We start from the raw sequence: 16962 nt of genomic DNA, 5'->3' as shown, positions 1-16962 counted from the left end.
CCGATCTCGCTCTTTGATCTTTTGTCTTTCAAGCGGCGCAGCCGCTTAGCCCACCCCCGCAACTTGCACCGCCGCGGGTTCTCAGACGTCGCCTGGCGAGGACAGCCCGTTCACCGTGTATTTGGACATACATAAGAACGGGATCCCGCAGCCAGGCGGCGTCTGAGGTTCCGCCACCCGCACCGCCACGCAAAACGAGCCTGAAAACAGGCTTTCAGGGTCAGGCGCTGGGAACGCGGATGATCAGCGCGTCGCCCTGGCCGCCACCGCCGCAGAGCGCGGCCGCACCGACTCCGCCGCCGCGACGCTTGAGCTCCAGCGCCAGGTGCAGCGCGAGCCGCGCACCGGACATGCCGATCGGGTGGCCGAGCGCGATCGCACCGCCGTTGACGTTGACCTTGTCCTCGTCGATGCCCAGCGCACGCGTGGACACCAGGCCCACGGCGGCGAACGCCTCGTTGATCTCCACCAGGTCGAGGTCGGTCGCGTCGATGCCGTCCTTGGCGCAGGCGGCCTTGATCGCGTTGGACGGCTGCTCGTGCAGGCTGGCGTCCGGACCGGCGACGACACCGTGCGCGCCGATCTCGGCGATCCACTCCAGGCCCAGTTCCTCGGCCTTGGCCTTGCTCATCACCACGACGGCCGCCGCACCGTCGGAGATCTGCGAGGCGGAGCCTGCGGTGATGGTGCCGTCGGAGGCGAACGCCGGGCGCAGCTTGGCCAGGGACTCGGCCGTGGTTCCGGGGCGGACGCCCTCGTCGACGTCGACGACCACCGGGTCGCCCTTCCGGCGCGGCACCTCCACCGGGACGATCTCCTCGGCGAAGATCCCCTTCTCGGCGGCCGCAGCGGCGAGCTGGTGCGAGCGGGCGGAGAACGCGTCCTGGTCCTCGCGGGTCACGCCGTGGCGGGTGTTGTGCTTCTCGGTGGAAACACCCATCGCGACCTGGTCGAACGCGCAGAACAGGCCGTCGTGGGCCATGTGGTCGAGCATCTGCACGTCGCCGTACTTGAAGCCCTCGCGCGACCCGGTGAGCAGGTGTGGGGACTGGGTCATCGACTCCTGACCACCGGCCACCACGACGTCGAACTCACCGGCGCGGATGAGCTGGTCGGCCAGCGCGACCGCGTCCAGCCCGGACAGGCACACCTTGTTGATGGTCAGCGCGGGCACGTCCATCGGGATCCCGGCAGCGACCGCGGCCTGCCGCGCGGGGATCTGCCCGGCGCCGGCGGTCAGCACCTGGCCCATGATCGTGTACTCGACCTGGTCGGGCTGGACGCCGGCGCGCTCCAGCGCGGCCTTGATCGCGAACCCGCCGAGCTGAGCACCGGAGAAATCCTTGAGCGACCCGAGAAGCCGCCCCATCGGGGTCCGCGCACCCGCCACGATCACCGAACTGCCCACGACTACCTCCCGGTCTTCGCCACGCTTCGTCGCGCCGCACCGCCATCATGGCCCGGTCGGCACCACCGGGACCATACCTGCGATGACACCGGGTGCCGCCTGTGACGACCGCCATAGAGAACGTCTGACGAACTCATTTTGCTTGGCGGTGCAAGTGGCGGAACCTCAGGCGCCGCCTGGACTCCGGGAGCCCGTTCTCATGTATGCCAATACACGACGAAACGGGCTGTCCTCGCCAGACGACGCCTGAGAACCCGCAGCGGTGCAAGCTGCGTAGGTGGGCTAAGCAGCTACGCCGCTTCAAAGAAGCGGATTAGCAGTTTCCGGCGCCGGTGGTGGTGTCGCAGAGCCCGGGTTCGGCCGCCCAGGTGAGCTTGGTGCGGGCGTTGACGCCGAGTTCGCGGGAGGCCGAGACGTCGGTCTTCGCGCCGGAGTCGTCCTTGAGCCAGTAGCGGACCTCGTAGTCCTTGCCGGACTTGGTGTAGGTGAAGACGTAGAACGGGTCCGGGACCGGCGCGGGGCCGAAGTCCGGTGCGGTCCAGGCGTCCTCGCCCTGGGCGGCGCTCGGGTCGACGTACAGACAGTCGTACTTGGTGCCTTCGAAGGTGCAGCTGCGCTTCTCGGCTCCGCCGTATCGGGTGACGGTGGCGTCCCTGGTGACGCCGTCGGACTTCAGCCGCTCGTAGATCTGCTCGCAAGCGCCCTGGTCGCAGGCGTGCCAGGCCTTCCACGCGGTGGCGCGGGCTTGAGCCGCGGTGGCGCCGCCGCTGATCGCGCTGCAGTACTTGCCGACCATGTACGGCGCGACCTTCCCCGCGGCGCTGACGGAATCGATGGCGGTCGCAGCGGTTTCGCCCGCGCCGAGACCAGCGGAGTCGAGCTGCCAGATGCCGACGCCGGGATTGAAGAACAGTCCCGCAGCGCGCTGTTCCGGGTCGGCCAGGGCGGTTTGGTCGTCGTAGCGGGACATCGCCATCGGCGACGGCGAATCCCCGGAGCCGGAGACCTCCGGCCAGGTCGTGGACAGCACGAGGTTGGTGGCGTCCGCGGCGCCGATGCCGCAGTCGGCCTTGCCCGCCGCGTCACCGGCGGCCGAGTGCACCGCGTCGTAGGGTTCGGCGCCGAACCGCAGCGGCCCGGCCTTGACCCACGCCCGTTCGCGGAGCAGGTCGTCGGCCCACCGGTTCTCGCCGCCACCGCCGCTTGGCACCCCGTCACCACCGGCGGCCAGGGCCGGCACGCCTAGTCCCAGCACCAGTCCGATCGACGCCAGCAGCACTGCGCTCCTGCGGCCCGGTCCACGTTGCCCGTTCGCCATCTGTGCCCCTCCCGCGTGAATCAGCCACATGTTCGTGCGGAGCAAGGTCACCCGACTCCGCCCATCGGGGCAATTCGATCTTGTGATTTCCACGCTTTTCCCGCGATCAGGGCGCGGTTAGGCTGCGGGCATGCGAACGGAACTAAACGGCCTGGTCACCGCGGTCGACCACGTGGGCATCGCGGTAGCGGACCTGGATGCGGCGGTCGCCTTCCACCGGGACACCTTCGGCCTGGAAGTCACCCACTCCGAGGTCAACGAGGAGCAGGGCGTGCACGAAGCGATGCTGCGCGCCCCCGGCGACACGACGGGCGCGACGCAGCTGCAACTGCTCGCACCGCTGCGCGAGGACTCGGCGATCGCGAAGTTCCTGGACCGCAGCGGCCCCGGCCTGCAGCAGCTCGCGTTCCGGGTGACCGATGTGGAGGCCGCGATGTCCGCGCTGCGCGCCAAGGGCCTGCGCCTGCTCTACGAGGAACCGCGCCGCGGCACCGCGAACAGCCGGATCAACTTCGTGCACCCCAAGGACGCCGGGGGCGTCCTCGTCGAGCTCGTGGAGCCCGCCGAAGTCCACTGAGGGGAGCGCGCTGATCAGCCCAGCTGGGCGTGAGACTCGTGAGTGGCGATGGTGGTTCTCACGACCATCGCCACTCACGAGTGCTCAGGCGGGCAGCAGCAGCATCCGGCGCTCGGCGATGCGTTCCACCGCGGCGCGGCTGTAGGCGAGGGGGAAGTACTCCCCGGTCTGCCACGATTCGGCGAGGTCGCGGTAGTGCGGGTCGTCAGGGTTGCCGGACTGGCCCGGGGTGTTCACCGCGACCGACGAGTCCCAGTCGCCCACGTCCAGGACCATCCGGAACGACGGGCCGGCGGTCTGCCGGAAATCGCTGAACCGGTAGGCGGACTGGTTGACCGTGTCCGGTGACCCGCCGCGCGGCAGCGGGCCGACGTCGAAGCGGGACCGCTCGCCCTCGCAGAACGCCGCCGACGCCGGGTGCTGGAAGTAGCTGTGCTGCAGATTCCCCCACTCCCACATCGGCTCGGCCCTCCCCAACAGCTCGCGCACCTCCGCGTAGGCCGAGCGCAGCGTGTCCAGCAGCAGGCGGTCGCGGGCCGCCGCGTTCGGCAACCACCGGCCCGGTTTCTCCAGCTCGCCGAGCAGCACCAGGGTGTCTGGGGCGTCGATGATCTTGGCCGCCTTCGGCGCCGCGGCCTCGACGAAACCCGGCCCGAGGTGCTTGGACAACCACACCTCGAACAGCGCCGCCGCACCCGAATCAGCCGATTCCACCGCATCCCAGCGCCGCAGCAGTCGCAGCGCTCGACGCAAGGTGGACTCACCGCTGTCCAAATCGGACAGCAGCGCGAGCAACCGGCGAGCCGGGATGGACAACTGGTCGTTCTGCAGCGCCTGCGAATCGGCGATGGTGTGCTTGCTCTGCTGGGACAGCATTTCGGTGATCCGCTGGTGCCGGAACGGGTTGGTCCACTCGTAACCGAGCCCCAGCCCCTGATGTTCCGGCGGCAGGTTGAACTGGTTGGCGGTGGCGATGAACCCGGCCGCCGGGTTGAGCCGACGCGGCAGGTCGTCACCCGAGTAGAAGCCGTTCCACTCGAAACGGCCGTCACCGGGCACCGGCAGCAGGCCGTCGAAACCGACGCGTTTGGGCGCCAAACCGCCTGGCACCCAACCGATGTTGCCGTCCACGTCGGCGTAGACCTGGTTCTCCGTCGGCGCACCCCAGTTGCGCATGGCCCGGGTGAACTCGTCGAAGTCGCGGGCCCGCATGTAGGCGATGCTGCCGAAGTACGGCGACATCCCGGGCGACAGCCACGCGGTGCCCACCGCATAAGCGAGGTTGCGCTTCTCGTCGACGTAGATCACCGGGCCGTGCCGGGTGAAGACCAGCTCGACGGTCTGCGCCGCACCGCCGCGCACCTCGACCTGCTCGTTGAGCACCGTCATCGACTCCCAGCCGTCCCGGTACCGGTAGCGGCGGTGATCGGCCGGATCCAGCTGGTAGACGTACAGGTCCTCCTGGTCCACCGGGAAGATCGTCAGGCCGAAGGCGACGGTTCCGTTGTGCCCGATGGAGATCCCCGGCAGCGCCGGCTCCCCCGCACCGATCACGTCCAGCCCGGGCGCGGACAGGTGCGCCAGGTAGCGCAGCGACGGCGCCGAGTAGGAGCGGTGCGGATCGTTGGCCAGGATCGGGCGTCCGGTGGCGGTGCGCTCACCGCTGATCACCCAGTTGTTGCTGCCCTCGGCGGCCGCGTCGCGGGCCGACTTGCGGACCCACCCCGCGGAGAACTCCACGCCCCGGGTGGCCAGGTCGAAGACCTCGAGCACGTCGTCGGGCACCGCGCACGGGTCGAAGCCGTCGGGCACCTCCACCCGGTGGTCCGGTTGCAGGCCCTGCCTGATCAGGTCGGCGTCCAGCCCGGCGGCGCAGGTCACCTTGACCCGCTCGACCTCGCTGGTCAGGTTGCGGGTCAGGCCGTGGCTGCGGATGCGCACCACGTCCGCCGGATCCCAGCGCGCCGGGCCGTAGCCGAGCTTGCCGAACTCGGGCGGCAGGTGCTCGGGGTTGGCGTCGAGCCAGTCGACGTAGGCGTTGATCCCGTCGGTGAACCGGGTCGCGATGTGCTGCGCGTCCGGCGAGTAGCGCGCCCACTCCGCGTCCATGTCGCCCCGGTACAGGAACAACCTGGTCGCGCGGTCCTGCTGCACGTAGGCGGGGCCGAGCACCTCGGCGAGCCTGCCGAGTCCGCGCCGCCGCCACAGGTCGATCTGGAACAACCGCTCGCGGGCGGCGTTGAAGCCCTGCGCGAAGAAGAGGTCGTCCTCGTCGCGAGCGTAGATGTGCGGGACGCCGTAGCGGTCCTCGATCACCTCCACCGGCGCCCGCAATCCCCGCACCGGGTATTCCACGTGGTTCTGCGCCGCATCCGCCGTGGCACCCGTCATCACACCGACCCCCGCGATCCCGACCCCTGTGGCCACCAGCCCTTGTCTTCGGGAGAACCGCAACCGACCAATGCCCACAACGACCTCCCGCACCGACCCGATGCAGGAGATCTTTGTGCGAGCGACCGTCTTTCACAAGGCCGAAGAGGTTTCAGATGTGTGTTGCTCAGGACGATTCGGGCTGAGTTCTCGCGCAATGGGATCCGACACCGGTTCAGGCGGGCTTGACCTTGCGAGGCTTGCCGACACCGAGCTCCAAGGCCCGGGCGATGAACCCGATCTCGCGGTCCAGCTCGTCGTCGTGCGCGCCGTGCCGGGCCACCGAGTGCCGGTGGTTGACCACCCGCGCCAGCAGCAGCGCGGCGGTGTCGATGTCGCAGCTCGCCGGACCCGGCGGCAGCGCCAGCTCGATCACCCCGCGGATCTGCTCCACGACGTGCCGGAACCGCTGCTGCAACGCCTCCCGGACCGCGACGTGCGTGTCAGCCTCCCGCCACAGCAGGTGGCTGAGCAGCGGCGACGCCTCCAACCGGGCGTCCAGCTCGCGCACCAGCCGACGCAGGCTGCCCGCGACATCACCGCGCACCGCGACCCGGTCCGAGACCACCGGATCGTCGGGCAGCTGGTCGACCAGCGCGGTCAGCAGGTCCTGCTTGCGGCGGAAGTAGTAGTGGATGAGCCCCTTGGGCACCTCGGCGCGCTCGGCGATCCGCGAGGTCGGTGTGGCCTCGAAACCATGCTCCGCGAACAGCTCACCAGCCGACTCGAGGATCCGCTCCCGCGCGGATGAGCCGCCATCTCCCGGTCGAACGCCGTCCCCCGACCGCCCGGAGTCCGAAGTGGACCCGGGTGAGCGACCGCCCGGCGCCTGCGCCATCGACCCGACCTCCCGCCGCCTGCGCACCGGAGAAGCGCGCGGCCCGGACGTTACCGCCAGGCCGCGCGCACGCCGTACCCGTGAGTGGCCGCGCCGCGCGCGACCACGAGCGCCGTCAGTGCTGACCGGCGATTCCGCGGTGCGCGGCGTTGGCCTCCGGCAACGCGGCCGCACCGGCGATCACCGCCAGCACACCGACGATCCACGAAGTCCACGACGCACCGGTGTGCGCGGTGTACCCGAGGACCCACGGCGAGATGAACAGCAGCACTCCGATCAGCATGTGGGAGTACTCGCTGGTCATCGACCCGGGCATGGCCAGCGACCACACGCTGGCGATCACCAGCAGCGCACCCAGCACGATCATCGCGGACAGCGCCGACCCGCTGGTCGGCGTCCAGAGGGTCCCGATGATCAGGTAGGCGCCGAGCACCACCCCGGCCCAGTCCTGCCAACGAACCCAAGGCTTCACAGTCGAACCGCTCTCGGCCACGTCGATCACCTCCGCAGAACTCCACTGAAAACTCCGACCAACAACTCCATTCCACGCTTGGTTGGCCAGCCGGTCAAGACAGTTTCACCGGTTCCCGGTTTGCCCGGTTCGTCACTGTCCGGATTGGCGTTCGCCGGTTTCAGTTGCGAGGGTTGGGGGTTGCGCGACGCGCCGGGCGTCGGAGTGATCTACGTGGCTCGGAAAATCCGGCCGATACGCGCCACACCTCCCACAACAACGCTGCCTTCCAGGTAACTTGGTTCCCATGGGCCTTGCCGACGACCGCGACTTGCTACCCCTTGGATCGGGTTTCGACCTCGTTCGAAAGAACGGCTACGACCGTGCCCAGGTCGATGAGCACCTGGAGCGCCTCGACGCCGACATCCGCATCCTGAGCGCGGATCGCGATGCCGCCGTCTCCCAGGCCAACGACCTGTCCAAGCAGCTGGAGTCGGCCCGCTCCGAGGTCGAGAACCTGCGCGGCCAAGTGGACCGGCTGGCCAAGCCGCCGACAACCCTGGAAGGGCTCAGCGAGCGCCTGCAGCGGATGCTGCGCCTGGCCCAGGACGAGGCAAACGATATCCGCGGCCGCGCCGAGGACGACGCGTCCCAGATCCGCGCGCGCTCCGAAGCCGAGGCCAACAACCTGCGCGCCCGCTACGAGCGGTTGATCTCTGAGGTGGATAGCCGGCGCTCCGAGATGGAGACCGAGCACCGCGCGCTGATGGACCGCGCCAAGGGCGAAGCGGAGCGGATCACCCGGGAGGCCGAGGAGAACCGCAAGCGCGCCGAAAAGGAGTCCGAGGCCCGCCGCACGCAGGTCGAAGAGGACTTCGAGATCGCGATGGCCGCGCGCCGCAGCGAATCGATGCGCATCCTGGCCGAGCAGGAGGCCAACAGCAAGTCCGAGGCCGAGCGCCGCGTCCGGGAGGCCACCGACGAGTCCAACCGCCGCCTGCGGGAGGGCACCAACGAGGCCCACCGCCGAGTTCGCGAAGCAACCGACCAGGCCAACCACCTGGTCGGCGACGCGACGGCGACGGCCGAGAAGCTCACCCGCGAGTCCACCGAAGCGGCCAACAAGCGCGAGCGCGAATCCATCGAAGCGGCGGAGAAGCTGAAGCGCGAGAGCACGGCGGCCGCCGAGAAGCTCGAACGCGAGAGCACCGAAGCGGCCAACAAGCTCGAACGCGAGAGCACCGAAGCGGCCAACAAGCTCGAACTTGAATCCATCGAAGCCGCGGAGAAGCGCGAACGCGAATCCATCGAAGCCGCGGAGAAGCGCGAACGCGAATCCATCGAAGCCGCGGAGAAGCTGAAGCGCGAGAGCACGGCGGCCGCCGAGAAGCTCGAACGCGAGTCCACCGAAGCGGCCAACAAGCGCGAGCGCGAATCCATCGAAGCCGCGGAGAAGCGACTGCGGGAGTCCAAGCAGGAAGCCGAGCGGCTCGTCACCGAGGCGACCACGAAGTCCAAGCACATGATCCGCGAGTGCACCGAGGAGGCCACCCGCCTCATCGACGACGCCACCCGCGAGAGCAAGCGCCTGGTCACCACGGCCCGCGAGGACGCCCGCACCCGCCTCAGCTCGACCACCGAGGAAGTCCAGCGCCGCCTCACCAAGGCCGACGAGCACGTCCAATCGCTGACCCAGCTCCGCGAAGCAGTGGCCAGCAAGCTCCGCGACGTGGCCAAAATGCTCGGCCAGACCACGCCCCTCCTCGAACGCCTCGACCAGGAGGACGCCGAAGAGGACAAGCTCCGCGTGGCCGCGGCCGAAGCCCGCGAACAAGCCCGCAAGGACGCCGAAGAAGCCCTCGCCCAGGACAGCCGCGTGACGCCGAAGGCCGCGCAGCAGGCGAAGCCCGAAGCGGCGGAAGCCGCGAAGGGTTCCGAAGCCGCGAAGCCGGCGAAGGACGCGACGAAGTCGCCGCAGGCCGCAGGCCCGAAACCGGCCGAGCCTGCGAAGCAGGCGCAGGCCACGGCGGCGAAGGCGGAGCAGCCGGCAGCGGCGAAGCCTGCGAAGCAGGCGCAGCCGAAGGCGCAGGGCGACAAGCCGTCGGGCGGCGGCGGAGCCGTCGACGACGACCCGACGGAGCAGATCCACCGCGACGTAGTCAGAGGCGGCCAGGCTGTCCAGTCCCGCGGCCAGTCCAACCAGCCCCGCCAGTCCAACCAGCCCCGCCAGTCCAACCAGAACGGCCAGACCACCGCCAAGGCCCAGTACGGTCCGCACGACGAGCCGACCCGCCGCATCCAGCTCCCCGTGCCGGAGAAGGACACCAAGAACGGCCAGCGCTCGCAGACCACGAGCCAGCAGCGCCGCTAAAGCCCTACCCTGATCGAAGAAGGGCGCCTTTCACCGAACGACCGGGTGAAAGGCGCCCTTCTTCGATCCGCGCTCGGTTGGTCTCTTGCATCTGACACCGTGTCAGCTCGTAGACCGGAGGTGTCATGTTCAGCATTGGAGATTTCGCCAGGCACGGGCGGGTGTCGGTCCGGATGTTGCGGCACTACGACGCCATCGGGCTGCTGCAGCCCGCCCACGTCAACCGGTCGACCGGTCATCGGGCCTACCATGCGGCGCAGCTCGCTCGGCTCAACCGGATCGTCGCGTTGAAGGAACTCGGGTTCACCCTGCAGCAGGTGCAGCAGATCCTCGACGAGGAGTTCAGCGCCGAGCAGTTGCGCGGCATGCTCACGCTTCGGCAGGCCGAACTGCAGAACCAGATCGAGGCGGACACCGCCCGGTTGACCCGTGTTCGAGCGCGGCTCCAGATCATCGAAACAGAGGGAACCATGCCAACCGAAGACGTGATCATCAAGTCCCTGCCCGCGGTGCGGGTCGCCGAGTTGTCCGGCACCGCGCGGAACATGGATCCGCAGTCGATCGGCCCGGTGATCCAGGGGCTCTACGGCGAGCTGTGCGCGGCCCTGGAGCGAGCCGGGGTGACGCCGGTCGGCCCGGCGACCGGCTACTACACGGACGGCGAGGACGCTGACACCGTGGTCGTGCACGCCGGGATGCCGGTCAACGTCGAGCCGGATCCGGCGTTCGAGTTCGACGTAGTGGACCTGCCTGCGGTGGAGCAGGCGGCGACGATCGTGCACCGCGGTTCGATGGACGACTGCCTGCCCACCTACCAGGCGTTGGCGCAGTGGATGGAGGCCGCTGGGCACCAGCCGGGCGGCGCGGAGCGCGAGGTCACCCTGGCCTGTCCGGACGATCCGGCCGGGATGGTGACCGAGATCCAGACGCCCATCGCTTCCCGTTAACTTTTTCAGCACGGGTTTCGCGTCATAGGTCCTGCGGCCCGCTCTCTCTACTCCTGGAGGGGGCGGCCACTGCACCTGCAGGAAAGGACCACGTCGATGGTGGACCAGGACTTGCCGACCGATGATGACGCAACCGCCCGTGCCAGGCGGCCGGCGGGGAACTACTTCGTGTTGCCCAGCGAGATGGCCGACGAGCTGCGGCGGGCCGAAGCGAAGCGGACCGAGCAGGACTCGCGCCTGCCCGCCAAGGACGACGACTAGCGCGGGTCAGGCGAACTGGGCCAGCCACGGTCGCACGGCATCGGCGAACTCCTCCGGTGCCTCGACCGGCGGCAGGTGACCTGCGCCGGGCAACGTCACCAGCTCACCTTCCGGGAGCGCGTCCGCGAGTTCGCGGGCCTGCTCCCGGGACGTGAGGGGATCCTCCTCGCCCACGACCACCAGCGCCGGACCGGCGAACACCCGCAGCGCATCCGTGCTGTCCGGGCGGCTCGCCATCGCGCGCTGCGCCCAAGCAACGCCCTCCGGCGGCTGCGCGTCGATCAACTCCCTGACGCGCTCACGCACCTCGGGGCGCTGCTCGCGCGTAGTGCGGCCGAGAACGTTGGGCAGTGTGGCGTCGGCCAGCCATCCGCTCGTGCCTTCGCGCTCCGCGCGGTCCGCGGCGTTGAGGCGGTTGGCGCGCTGCTCGTCGTTGTCGGCGACAGCTTTCGTGTCGACCAGCAGCAGTCCGGCGACGCGCTCCGGCGCGGCTCTCAGCACGCCCATCGCGACGTAACCGCCCATCGAACAGCCGCCGAGCACGACCTTCCGCAGCTCCAACCGGTCGAGCAGTTCGAGGATGTCGGCGGCTGCGGTGTCGATGCTCGGGTGCTCGGCCGCCCAGCTGTTGTCGCTCGGCTCGGCCAGGCTTCGCGCCCACGAGCCGTCCAGCGGGCTCTCCCCCAGTCCTCGCTGGTCCGGCGTGATCACCCGCGCCTGCTCCTCCAACCTGACGCGAGCCGGGTTCCACATCCGCGCGTCCGCCGGGAACGCGTGCAGCAGCACCAGCGGTGTCCCGACGCCCGATTCGATGAAGTGCACCGCCCCATCGTGCCGCACCGGCACCGCCGACGCGGCGCAGCGACGGGAGCGTTTCGCCTACAGCCCCCACGACTTGCTGAGGTGCCAGGCGGCGCAGACGTCGACGTCGAGCAAGTAGGCGCCGGCCTGTCCGCACTGCCCGTCCGCCGTACCCGGGTCGATCGGCTGGCCGTGGCCCATGCCGGTGATCGAGACGGTTTCGACCAGGGTGCGCCCGGAGCTGTCGGCGTAGCTCTCGTGCGGGTAGCCCGCGATGGTGTCGGTGGAGGTCGGCGTGGCCGGGATGCCGTGCACGTTCGTCCACTGCTCGACCAGTTCGCGCTGGTTCACCGGTGCCACGGTGTAGTCCGCGGTGCCGTGCCAGATGCTCATCGTCGGCCACGGCCCCTGGTGCGAACTCGCGCCGCGCACCGCATCGCCCCACTGCTCGGGTGTGCGGTCCTTGCCGGGGTTCATGCAGGTGAACGCGTCGATCGCGGACGTGGCGCAACCGAAGGGCACACCGGCCACGACACCGCCGCCGGCGAACTTGTCCGGATACGCGGCGAGCATCACCGCGGTCATCGCCCCGCCCGCTGACAGGCCGGTGACGTAGGCCCGCGACGGGTCCGCCCCGGTGTCGTCGATGGCGCGCTGGACCATCTGCGCGATCGATTCGGCCTCGCCGCTGCCCCGCGCGATGTCGCCGGACTGGAACCAGTTGAAGCACCGGTTGGCGTTGTTGGCCTGCTCCTGCCGCGGCAGCACGAGGGTGAACTTCGCTCTGTCGGCCATTTCCACCCAGCCCGCGCCGGTGCCGTAGCCCGCCGCGTCCTGGGTGCAGCCGTGCATCGCGACGACCACCGGGCGTCCTTCCGGCAACCCGTCGGGGACGTACTCGAACATGCGCAACGCACCGGGATTGGTGCCGAATCCGGTCACTTCCCGGAGTTCGGCCGCCGAAGCCGTTGGAGCCGAGATGATCATCGCCATCAGCACCGCCGCGATCAGGGATGGCATCCGCACGCGAACCACCTCCTTGTGGTTCGAACCACGCTAGGGCCAGGCAGAGCTCGTCTTCCACAGTGGACAGCACTACTCCTGAACACCGATTTGTGTGTCATGCCCACATATCCGCCCTCCGGTCGCAGCCCTAGCGTCACGAGGCGAAACCGAGGAGGTCGCCCGTGCGCAGGGGAATCACGCTGCTAGCCGCCGGATTGCTCACCGGCACGTTGTTCGTCCCGACCGCGTCCGCCGCTCAGCGGTGCGGTCCCGAAGTGCGGGTTCCCGGTGCGGCGCACCAGGAATCGGCCTGCCTCGACGACCTGACCACCACCGGCACGCTCGCCTCCGGGCACACGGTGCAGGCCGACTGGGCCGGGCTGACCGCCGCGGACCTGCCCGCACCGGGCGCGGTGCCGGGCCGGCAGATCGACGGCTACTTCCCGGACACCTCGACGACCAACGAGAACCACGGCTGGAACCACGACGCCCAGTTCGTGCTGCGCCTTCCGCAGCGCTGGAACGGCGGCCTGGTGGTGTCCGGGACTCCGGGAAACCGCAGGCAGTACGCCAACGACCGGGCGATCGCCGACCACGCGCTGGCCGCCGGCTACGCCTTCGCCGCCACCGACAAGGGCAACACCGGCGCGGAGTTCTTCACCGACGGCGACCGGCCTGGCGACGCGATGGTCGAGTGGAACAACCGGGTCACCGAACTGACCATCGCCGCCAAACTCACGGCCTCGCGCTACTACGGCCGACCGCCGACGCAGACCATCGCCGCCGGACTGTCCAACGGCGGCTATCTGGTGCGCTGGCAGTTGGAGAACCGGCCGTGGCTCTACGACGGCGGAGTCGACTGGGAGGGCACGCTGTGGACCCAGCGCGACAACCTCCTGACGTTCCTACCGCCGGCGCTGCGCGCCTACCCCGCCGGTGACGAACGTGCAGTCCTGGCAGCGGGTTTCGCGCCGGGCTCGCAGTTCCTGTGGGACTACCACCACCGCGTCTACTGGGACCTGACGCAGCGGATCTACCGCGAGGAGTTCGATCCCGGCTTCGACGGCGACCGGCAGGCCGGAATCCCGTTCTGCCGCAGCGGAACCCCGGGCTGCGACGCCGACTACGACTACGCCGCACGCCCCGCGCAAGTGCACCGGGCCGTCGAGCGGGTCGCGCTGACCGGACGCATCGGCAAACCGCTGATCACCCTGCACGGAACCCTGGACACGCTGCTGCCGATCAGCCGCAGCTCGGACGTCTACGCCGAGATGGTGGCCGCCAACGGTCGCGGTGACCTGCACCGGTACCACCGCATCGAGAACGGCAACCACACCGACGGCCTCGCCGACGAATTCCCCGGACTCGAGCCGCTAGCCCCGCACTTCCACGACGCGTTCGACGAACTGCGCACTTGGTTGCGCGCACGCGGCTAGCCCTGCAAGGTGTGCAGGCGCAGGGCAAGTTGGATCTCCAGCGCGCGGTCCGGCGCCTGCCAGTCCGCGCCGAGCAGCGAGCCGATGCGGTCGAGGCGCTGCACGACGGTGTTGACGTGCACGTGGAGGACGTCCTTGGCGCGGGTGAGGTTCGCGCCGGTCTCGAAGTAGGCGTTCAGCGTGGCGAGCAGTTCGGTGCCGCGGCGGGCGTCGTAGTCGAGGACCGGTCCGATCGTCCGCTGCACGAAACCACGCAGATCGGTCTGCTCACCCAACAGCACGCCGAGAAAACCCAAGCCGTCCATCGACGCACCCTCGCCCACCCGCCCGAGCGCGAGCAGTGCCCGCAGGCAGCGAGCGGCTTCGGCATGCGCCGCGGCGATTTCCCGAGGTCCATGCGCAGGCCCTGAAGCCCCAACCGTGACCGGGCTGTGCACTGCGGATCGAAGGGTCTCGGCGATCCGCGCCGCAAGCGATCCGGCGTCGATGGCCGGGACCAGGAAGACGACTTCCTCCGCGTGAATCCCCGCGAGCGCGGCGCATCGACCGGCAGCCACCGCCAGCCGAGTACGCGGCACACGCTCAGCATGCGCGATGAGCACGGCATGCGGCTCAACCAGGTCCAACCCCAGTCGCTCAGCGCGAGCCAGCAGCGCCCCCGGATTGCGCTCAGGCGCCGTGAGCAGGTCGGTCAGCAGCTCACCACGCACTTCGTCCTCAGCCTTGGCAACCGAACGCCGCAGCATCAACAGCAATGCCGTGACCACGGCAGCCCGCTCGAACAGCCGCCGATCGGCGTCCACCAGCTCACCACGGCCGGAAAGCACGAGACTTCCGAGAAGTTCCGGACCGGCCTGCACCGCGCACACCCATCCGTCTGATGTGGACATCGCACGTCCGCTCGCGCGCGAGGCCGCGATCGCAGCCGCCGACGGCACCGGAGCCACCGGATCGTTGGTCAGCCCGGCACCGTCAGCGTCGAACACGCTGATCTCGCCGTGCAGCACATCTGCCATCGCAGCCGCCACTTCCGGCACGTCAGCGCCTCGCAGTGCGAGGTCCATGAGCCGGTCGTGGGCTTCCTCCGCGCGGTGCAGGGCCGCGCTCTGCTCGCTGATCTCCTCCAACAGCGCGGCGTTGTCCAGCGCGATCGCGGCGTGGTCGGCCAGCGACGACAGCAACGCGATCTCGTCCGGGGTGAACTCGCGGGGAGTGCGGTCCGAGGCGTAGAGCACGCCGATGACCTGCTCGCCGAGCGCCAGCGGCACACCCAGGATCGCCGTCAGCCCCTCGTCGCGGACCGCCGAGTCGATCGGCCAGGTGTGCCGGTACCGCTCGTCGCCGAAGTAATCGCGCGTCGCGTACGGCTGGGCGGCCTGAGCGACCAGCCCGCCCAAGCCCTCCCCCATCCCGAGCGTCACCTTCTGGAACAGTGCCGACACCGAGCCGTCGGTGACCCGCATGTAGGTGCGCCCGGCGGCCTCGTCGTTGAGGCTCAGGTAGGAGACGTCCACGCGGAGCAGGGTGCGGGCCCGGCGCACGATCGACCGCAGCACCGCGTCGGTGTCGCGCAGCCTGGCCAGGTCGCTCGCGGTGTCGAACAACGCGCTGAGCTCGGCCTCGCGGCGGCGGTGTGCGGTGAGCGTGCTGTGGATCCGCAGCGCCAGCGCGGTCGCCCGGCTCAGCTGCGGGTTCTCGACCGCGACGTGCGCCAGCTGCTCGCCGCCCGCACCGTCGGCGAGCAGTTCGAGCAGCCGGACCACGTCGTCGTTCACCCGCTCATCTTGGCACCGCGGCCTGCCGCTGCGGGGCTTCATCGTGCAGCGAAGTTCCCGCGGTTTCCCGCGCCACCAGCACCGCCGCCACCGTCACCACGCACATCGCCAGCAGGTAGACCGAAACCGCCACGGTGCTGCCGAACTGCTGCAGCAGCGCCACCGAGATGATCGGCGCCAACGCGCCCGCCGCGATCGACGACAGCTGCCCACCGACGGAGAGCCCGGTGTAGCGGACCCGAGTGGCGAACTGCTCGGCGAAGAACGCCGCCTGCGGTCCGTACATCGCGCCGTGCAGCAGCAGACCGACGGTGGTGGCCAGCGTGATCACCCACGGCGATCCGGTGTCCAGCAGCGCGAAGTAGGCGAAGCCCCACACACCCATCGACACCGCGCCGAACAGGTACACCGGCTTGCGGCCCACCCGGTCCGACAGCGCACCCCACAGCGGGATGGTCACGAAGTGCAGCGCAGAACCGATCAGCACCGCGTTGAGCCCGACCGACTTCGGCATGTCCAGCGGGCCGGTCACGTAGACCAGGATGAACGCGGTGAGCACGTAGTACGAGACGTTCTCGGCCATCCGCGAACCGATGGTGATCAGCACCTCGCGCCAGTGATCCCGGAACACCGCCACCACCGGCACGTGCTCGCTGTGCTGCTCGGCCTTGCGCTGGGCGTCGAGGAAGACCGGCGATTCGCTGACCGCGAGCCGGATCCACAGGCCGATCACCACGAGCACGCCGGACAGCAGGAACGGAACCCGCCAGCCCCACGTCAGGAACGCCTCGTCGGACTGCGTCGCCGCCAGCACCGCGAGCACCGCGGTGGCCAGCAGGTTGCCGCCCGGCGCACCGCACTGCGGCCACGACGCCCACAACCCGCGACGACGGTCCTCGCCGTGCTCGGACACGATCAGCACCGCGCCGCCCCACTCGCCGCCGAGCGCGAAGCCCTGAACCAGGCGCAGCAGCGTGAGCAGCACCGGCGCGAGCGCGCCCACTGCGGCGTGGGTGGGCAGCAGGCCCATCGCGCAGGTGGCGCCGCCCATCATCAGCAGGCTCACCACCAACAGCTTCTTGCGCCCCACCCGGTCGCCGAAGTGACCGAACACCAACCCGCCCAGCGGCCGGGCCAGGAACCCGATCGCATACGTGGTGAACGCCAGCAGCGTGCCGGTGAGCGGATCGGCCTCGGGGAAGAACAGCTGGTTGAACACCAGCGCGGCGGCCGAGCCGTAGAGGAAGAAGTCGTACCACTCGACGGTGGTACCGATCAGGCTCGCGCCGACGACCCGCGCGATCGAGCCGCCCCGCGCGTTGCCGGATCTGTTGCTGGCCAAGG

At 69.7% G+C, this 16962-nt stretch carries 14 protein-coding genes; 5 read left to right on the top strand and 9 right to left on the bottom strand.

Annotated features, from left to right (window positions below):
- Nucleotides 1-220: 220 nt before the first annotated feature.
- Nucleotides 221-1408: an acetyl-CoA C-acetyltransferase gene (locus tag ACWCO2_RS10270; RefSeq protein WP_450127407.1), complete on the bottom strand. Its 1188-nt coding sequence runs from the start codon at nt 1406-1408 to the stop codon at nt 221-223.
- Nucleotides 1409-1721: 313 nt separating this feature from the next.
- Nucleotides 1722-2726, bottom strand: coding sequence for a hypothetical protein (locus ACWCO2_RS10265; RefSeq protein WP_450127406.1), 1005 nt, complete (start codon nt 2724-2726; stop codon nt 1722-1724).
- Nucleotides 2727-2856: 130 nt separating this feature from the next.
- Here ACWCO2_RS10265 and mce point away from each other — a divergent pair, with 130 nt between their 5' ends.
- Entirely contained in the window at nt 2857-3303 is a 447-nt protein-coding gene (gene mce, locus ACWCO2_RS10260) for a methylmalonyl-CoA epimerase (protein ID WP_450127405.1), read from the top strand.
- Between the two features lie 84 nt (nt 3304-3387).
- Here the strand turns inward: mce and ACWCO2_RS10255 are convergent, their stop codons facing one another.
- From ACWCO2_RS10255 to ACWCO2_RS10245, 3 genes are all read right to left on the bottom strand, one after another.
- Nucleotides 3388-5694 carry a penicillin acylase family protein gene (locus ACWCO2_RS10255; RefSeq protein WP_450127404.1) on the bottom strand — a complete coding sequence of 769 codons (2307 nt, stop codon included), beginning with the start codon at nt 5692-5694 and terminating at the stop codon, nt 3388-3390.
- A 214-nt stretch (nt 5695-5908) separates the two neighbouring features.
- The gene (locus ACWCO2_RS10250; RefSeq protein ID WP_450127403.1) at nt 5909-6571 is read right to left on the bottom strand and encodes a TetR/AcrR family transcriptional regulator; all 663 of its coding nucleotides are present in this window, start codon (nt 6569-6571) and stop codon (nt 5909-5911) included.
- A gap of 115 nt (nt 6572-6686) precedes the next feature.
- On the bottom strand, nt 6687-7064 hold the full coding sequence (locus ACWCO2_RS10245; protein WP_450127402.1) for an SPW repeat protein: 378 nt from the start codon (nt 7062-7064) through the stop codon (nt 6687-6689).
- Nucleotides 7065-7329: 265 nt separating this feature from the next.
- Here ACWCO2_RS10245 and ACWCO2_RS10240 point away from each other — a divergent pair, with 265 nt between their 5' ends.
- The 3 genes from ACWCO2_RS10240 (at nt 7330) to ACWCO2_RS10230 (ending at nt 10601) form a co-directional block, all read left to right on the top strand.
- Nucleotides 7330-9393 carry a M protein gene (locus ACWCO2_RS10240; RefSeq protein WP_450127401.1) on the top strand — a complete coding sequence of 688 codons (2064 nt, stop codon included), beginning with the start codon at nt 7330-7332 and terminating at the stop codon, nt 9391-9393.
- 125 nt (nt 9394-9518) lie between these two features.
- On the top strand, nt 9519-10340 hold the full coding sequence (locus tag ACWCO2_RS10235; RefSeq protein ID WP_450127400.1) for a MerR family transcriptional regulator: 822 nt from the start codon (nt 9519-9521) through the stop codon (nt 10338-10340).
- A 96-nt stretch (nt 10341-10436) separates the two neighbouring features.
- The gene (locus tag ACWCO2_RS10230) at nt 10437-10601 is read left to right on the top strand and encodes a hypothetical protein (protein ID WP_450127399.1); all 165 of its coding nucleotides are present in this window, start codon (nt 10437-10439) and stop codon (nt 10599-10601) included.
- Nucleotides 10602-10607: 6 nt separating this feature from the next.
- Here the strand turns inward: ACWCO2_RS10230 and ACWCO2_RS10225 are convergent, their stop codons facing one another.
- Entirely contained in the window at nt 10608-11423 is an 816-nt protein-coding gene (locus tag ACWCO2_RS10225; protein WP_450127398.1) for an alpha/beta fold hydrolase, read from the bottom strand.
- 57 nt (nt 11424-11480) lie between these two features.
- Nucleotides 11481-12422: an extracellular catalytic domain type 1 short-chain-length polyhydroxyalkanoate depolymerase gene (locus tag ACWCO2_RS10220; RefSeq protein WP_450127432.1), complete on the bottom strand. Its 942-nt coding sequence runs from the start codon at nt 12420-12422 to the stop codon at nt 11481-11483.
- 185 nt (nt 12423-12607) lie between these two features.
- Here ACWCO2_RS10220 and ACWCO2_RS10215 point away from each other — a divergent pair, with 185 nt between their 5' ends.
- A complete protein-coding gene (locus ACWCO2_RS10215) occupies nt 12608-13843 on the top strand; it encodes a tannase/feruloyl esterase family alpha/beta hydrolase (protein WP_450127431.1) in 1236 nt (411 codons plus the stop codon).
- Here ACWCO2_RS10215 and ACWCO2_RS10210 read toward each other — a convergent pair.
- A complete protein-coding gene (locus ACWCO2_RS10210; RefSeq protein WP_450127397.1) occupies nt 13840-15660 on the bottom strand; it encodes a helix-turn-helix domain-containing protein in 1821 nt (606 codons plus the stop codon). The genes ACWCO2_RS10215 and ACWCO2_RS10210 overlap by 4 nt on opposite strands.
- Nucleotides 15623-16960, bottom strand: a complete 1338-nt coding sequence (locus ACWCO2_RS10205; RefSeq protein WP_450127396.1) for an MFS transporter — start codon at nt 16958-16960, stop codon at nt 15623-15625. The genes ACWCO2_RS10210 and ACWCO2_RS10205 overlap by 38 nt, the downstream gene beginning before the upstream one ends.
- Nucleotides 16961-16962 lie beyond the last annotated feature (2 nt).

The organism is Saccharopolyspora sp. NPDC002376 (assembly GCF_053593195.1).
Note: the sequence above shows the minus strand (reverse complement) of the source record. Positions and strands in the feature narration are given on the sequence as shown.

Coding starts and splice junctions, on each gene's coding strand:
- ACWCO2_RS10230 (WP_450127399.1), top strand. CDS start 10,437: ATGGTGGACCAGGACTTGCCGACCGATGATGACGCAACCGCCCGTGCC.
- ACWCO2_RS10255 (WP_450127404.1), bottom strand. CDS start 5,694: ATGACGGGTGCCACGGCGGATGCGGCGCAGAACCACGTGGAATACCCG.
- ACWCO2_RS10210 (WP_450127397.1), bottom strand. CDS start 15,660: ATGAAGCCCCGCAGCGGCAGGCCGCGGTGCCAAGATGAGCGGGTGAAC.
- ACWCO2_RS10265 (WP_450127406.1), bottom strand. CDS start 2,726: ATGGCGAACGGGCAACGTGGACCGGGCCGCAGGAGCGCAGTGCTGCTG.
- ACWCO2_RS10240 (WP_450127401.1), top strand. CDS start 7,330: ATGGGCCTTGCCGACGACCGCGACTTGCTACCCCTTGGATCGGGTTTC.
- ACWCO2_RS10235 (WP_450127400.1), top strand. CDS start 9,519: ATGTTCAGCATTGGAGATTTCGCCAGGCACGGGCGGGTGTCGGTCCGG.
- ACWCO2_RS10220 (WP_450127432.1), bottom strand. CDS start 12,422: ATGCCATCCCTGATCGCGGCGGTGCTGATGGCGATGATCATCTCGGCT.
- mce (WP_450127405.1), top strand. CDS start 2,857: ATGCGAACGGAACTAAACGGCCTGGTCACCGCGGTCGACCACGTGGGC.
- ACWCO2_RS10250 (WP_450127403.1), bottom strand. CDS start 6,571: ATGGCGCAGGCGCCGGGCGGTCGCTCACCCGGGTCCACTTCGGACTCC.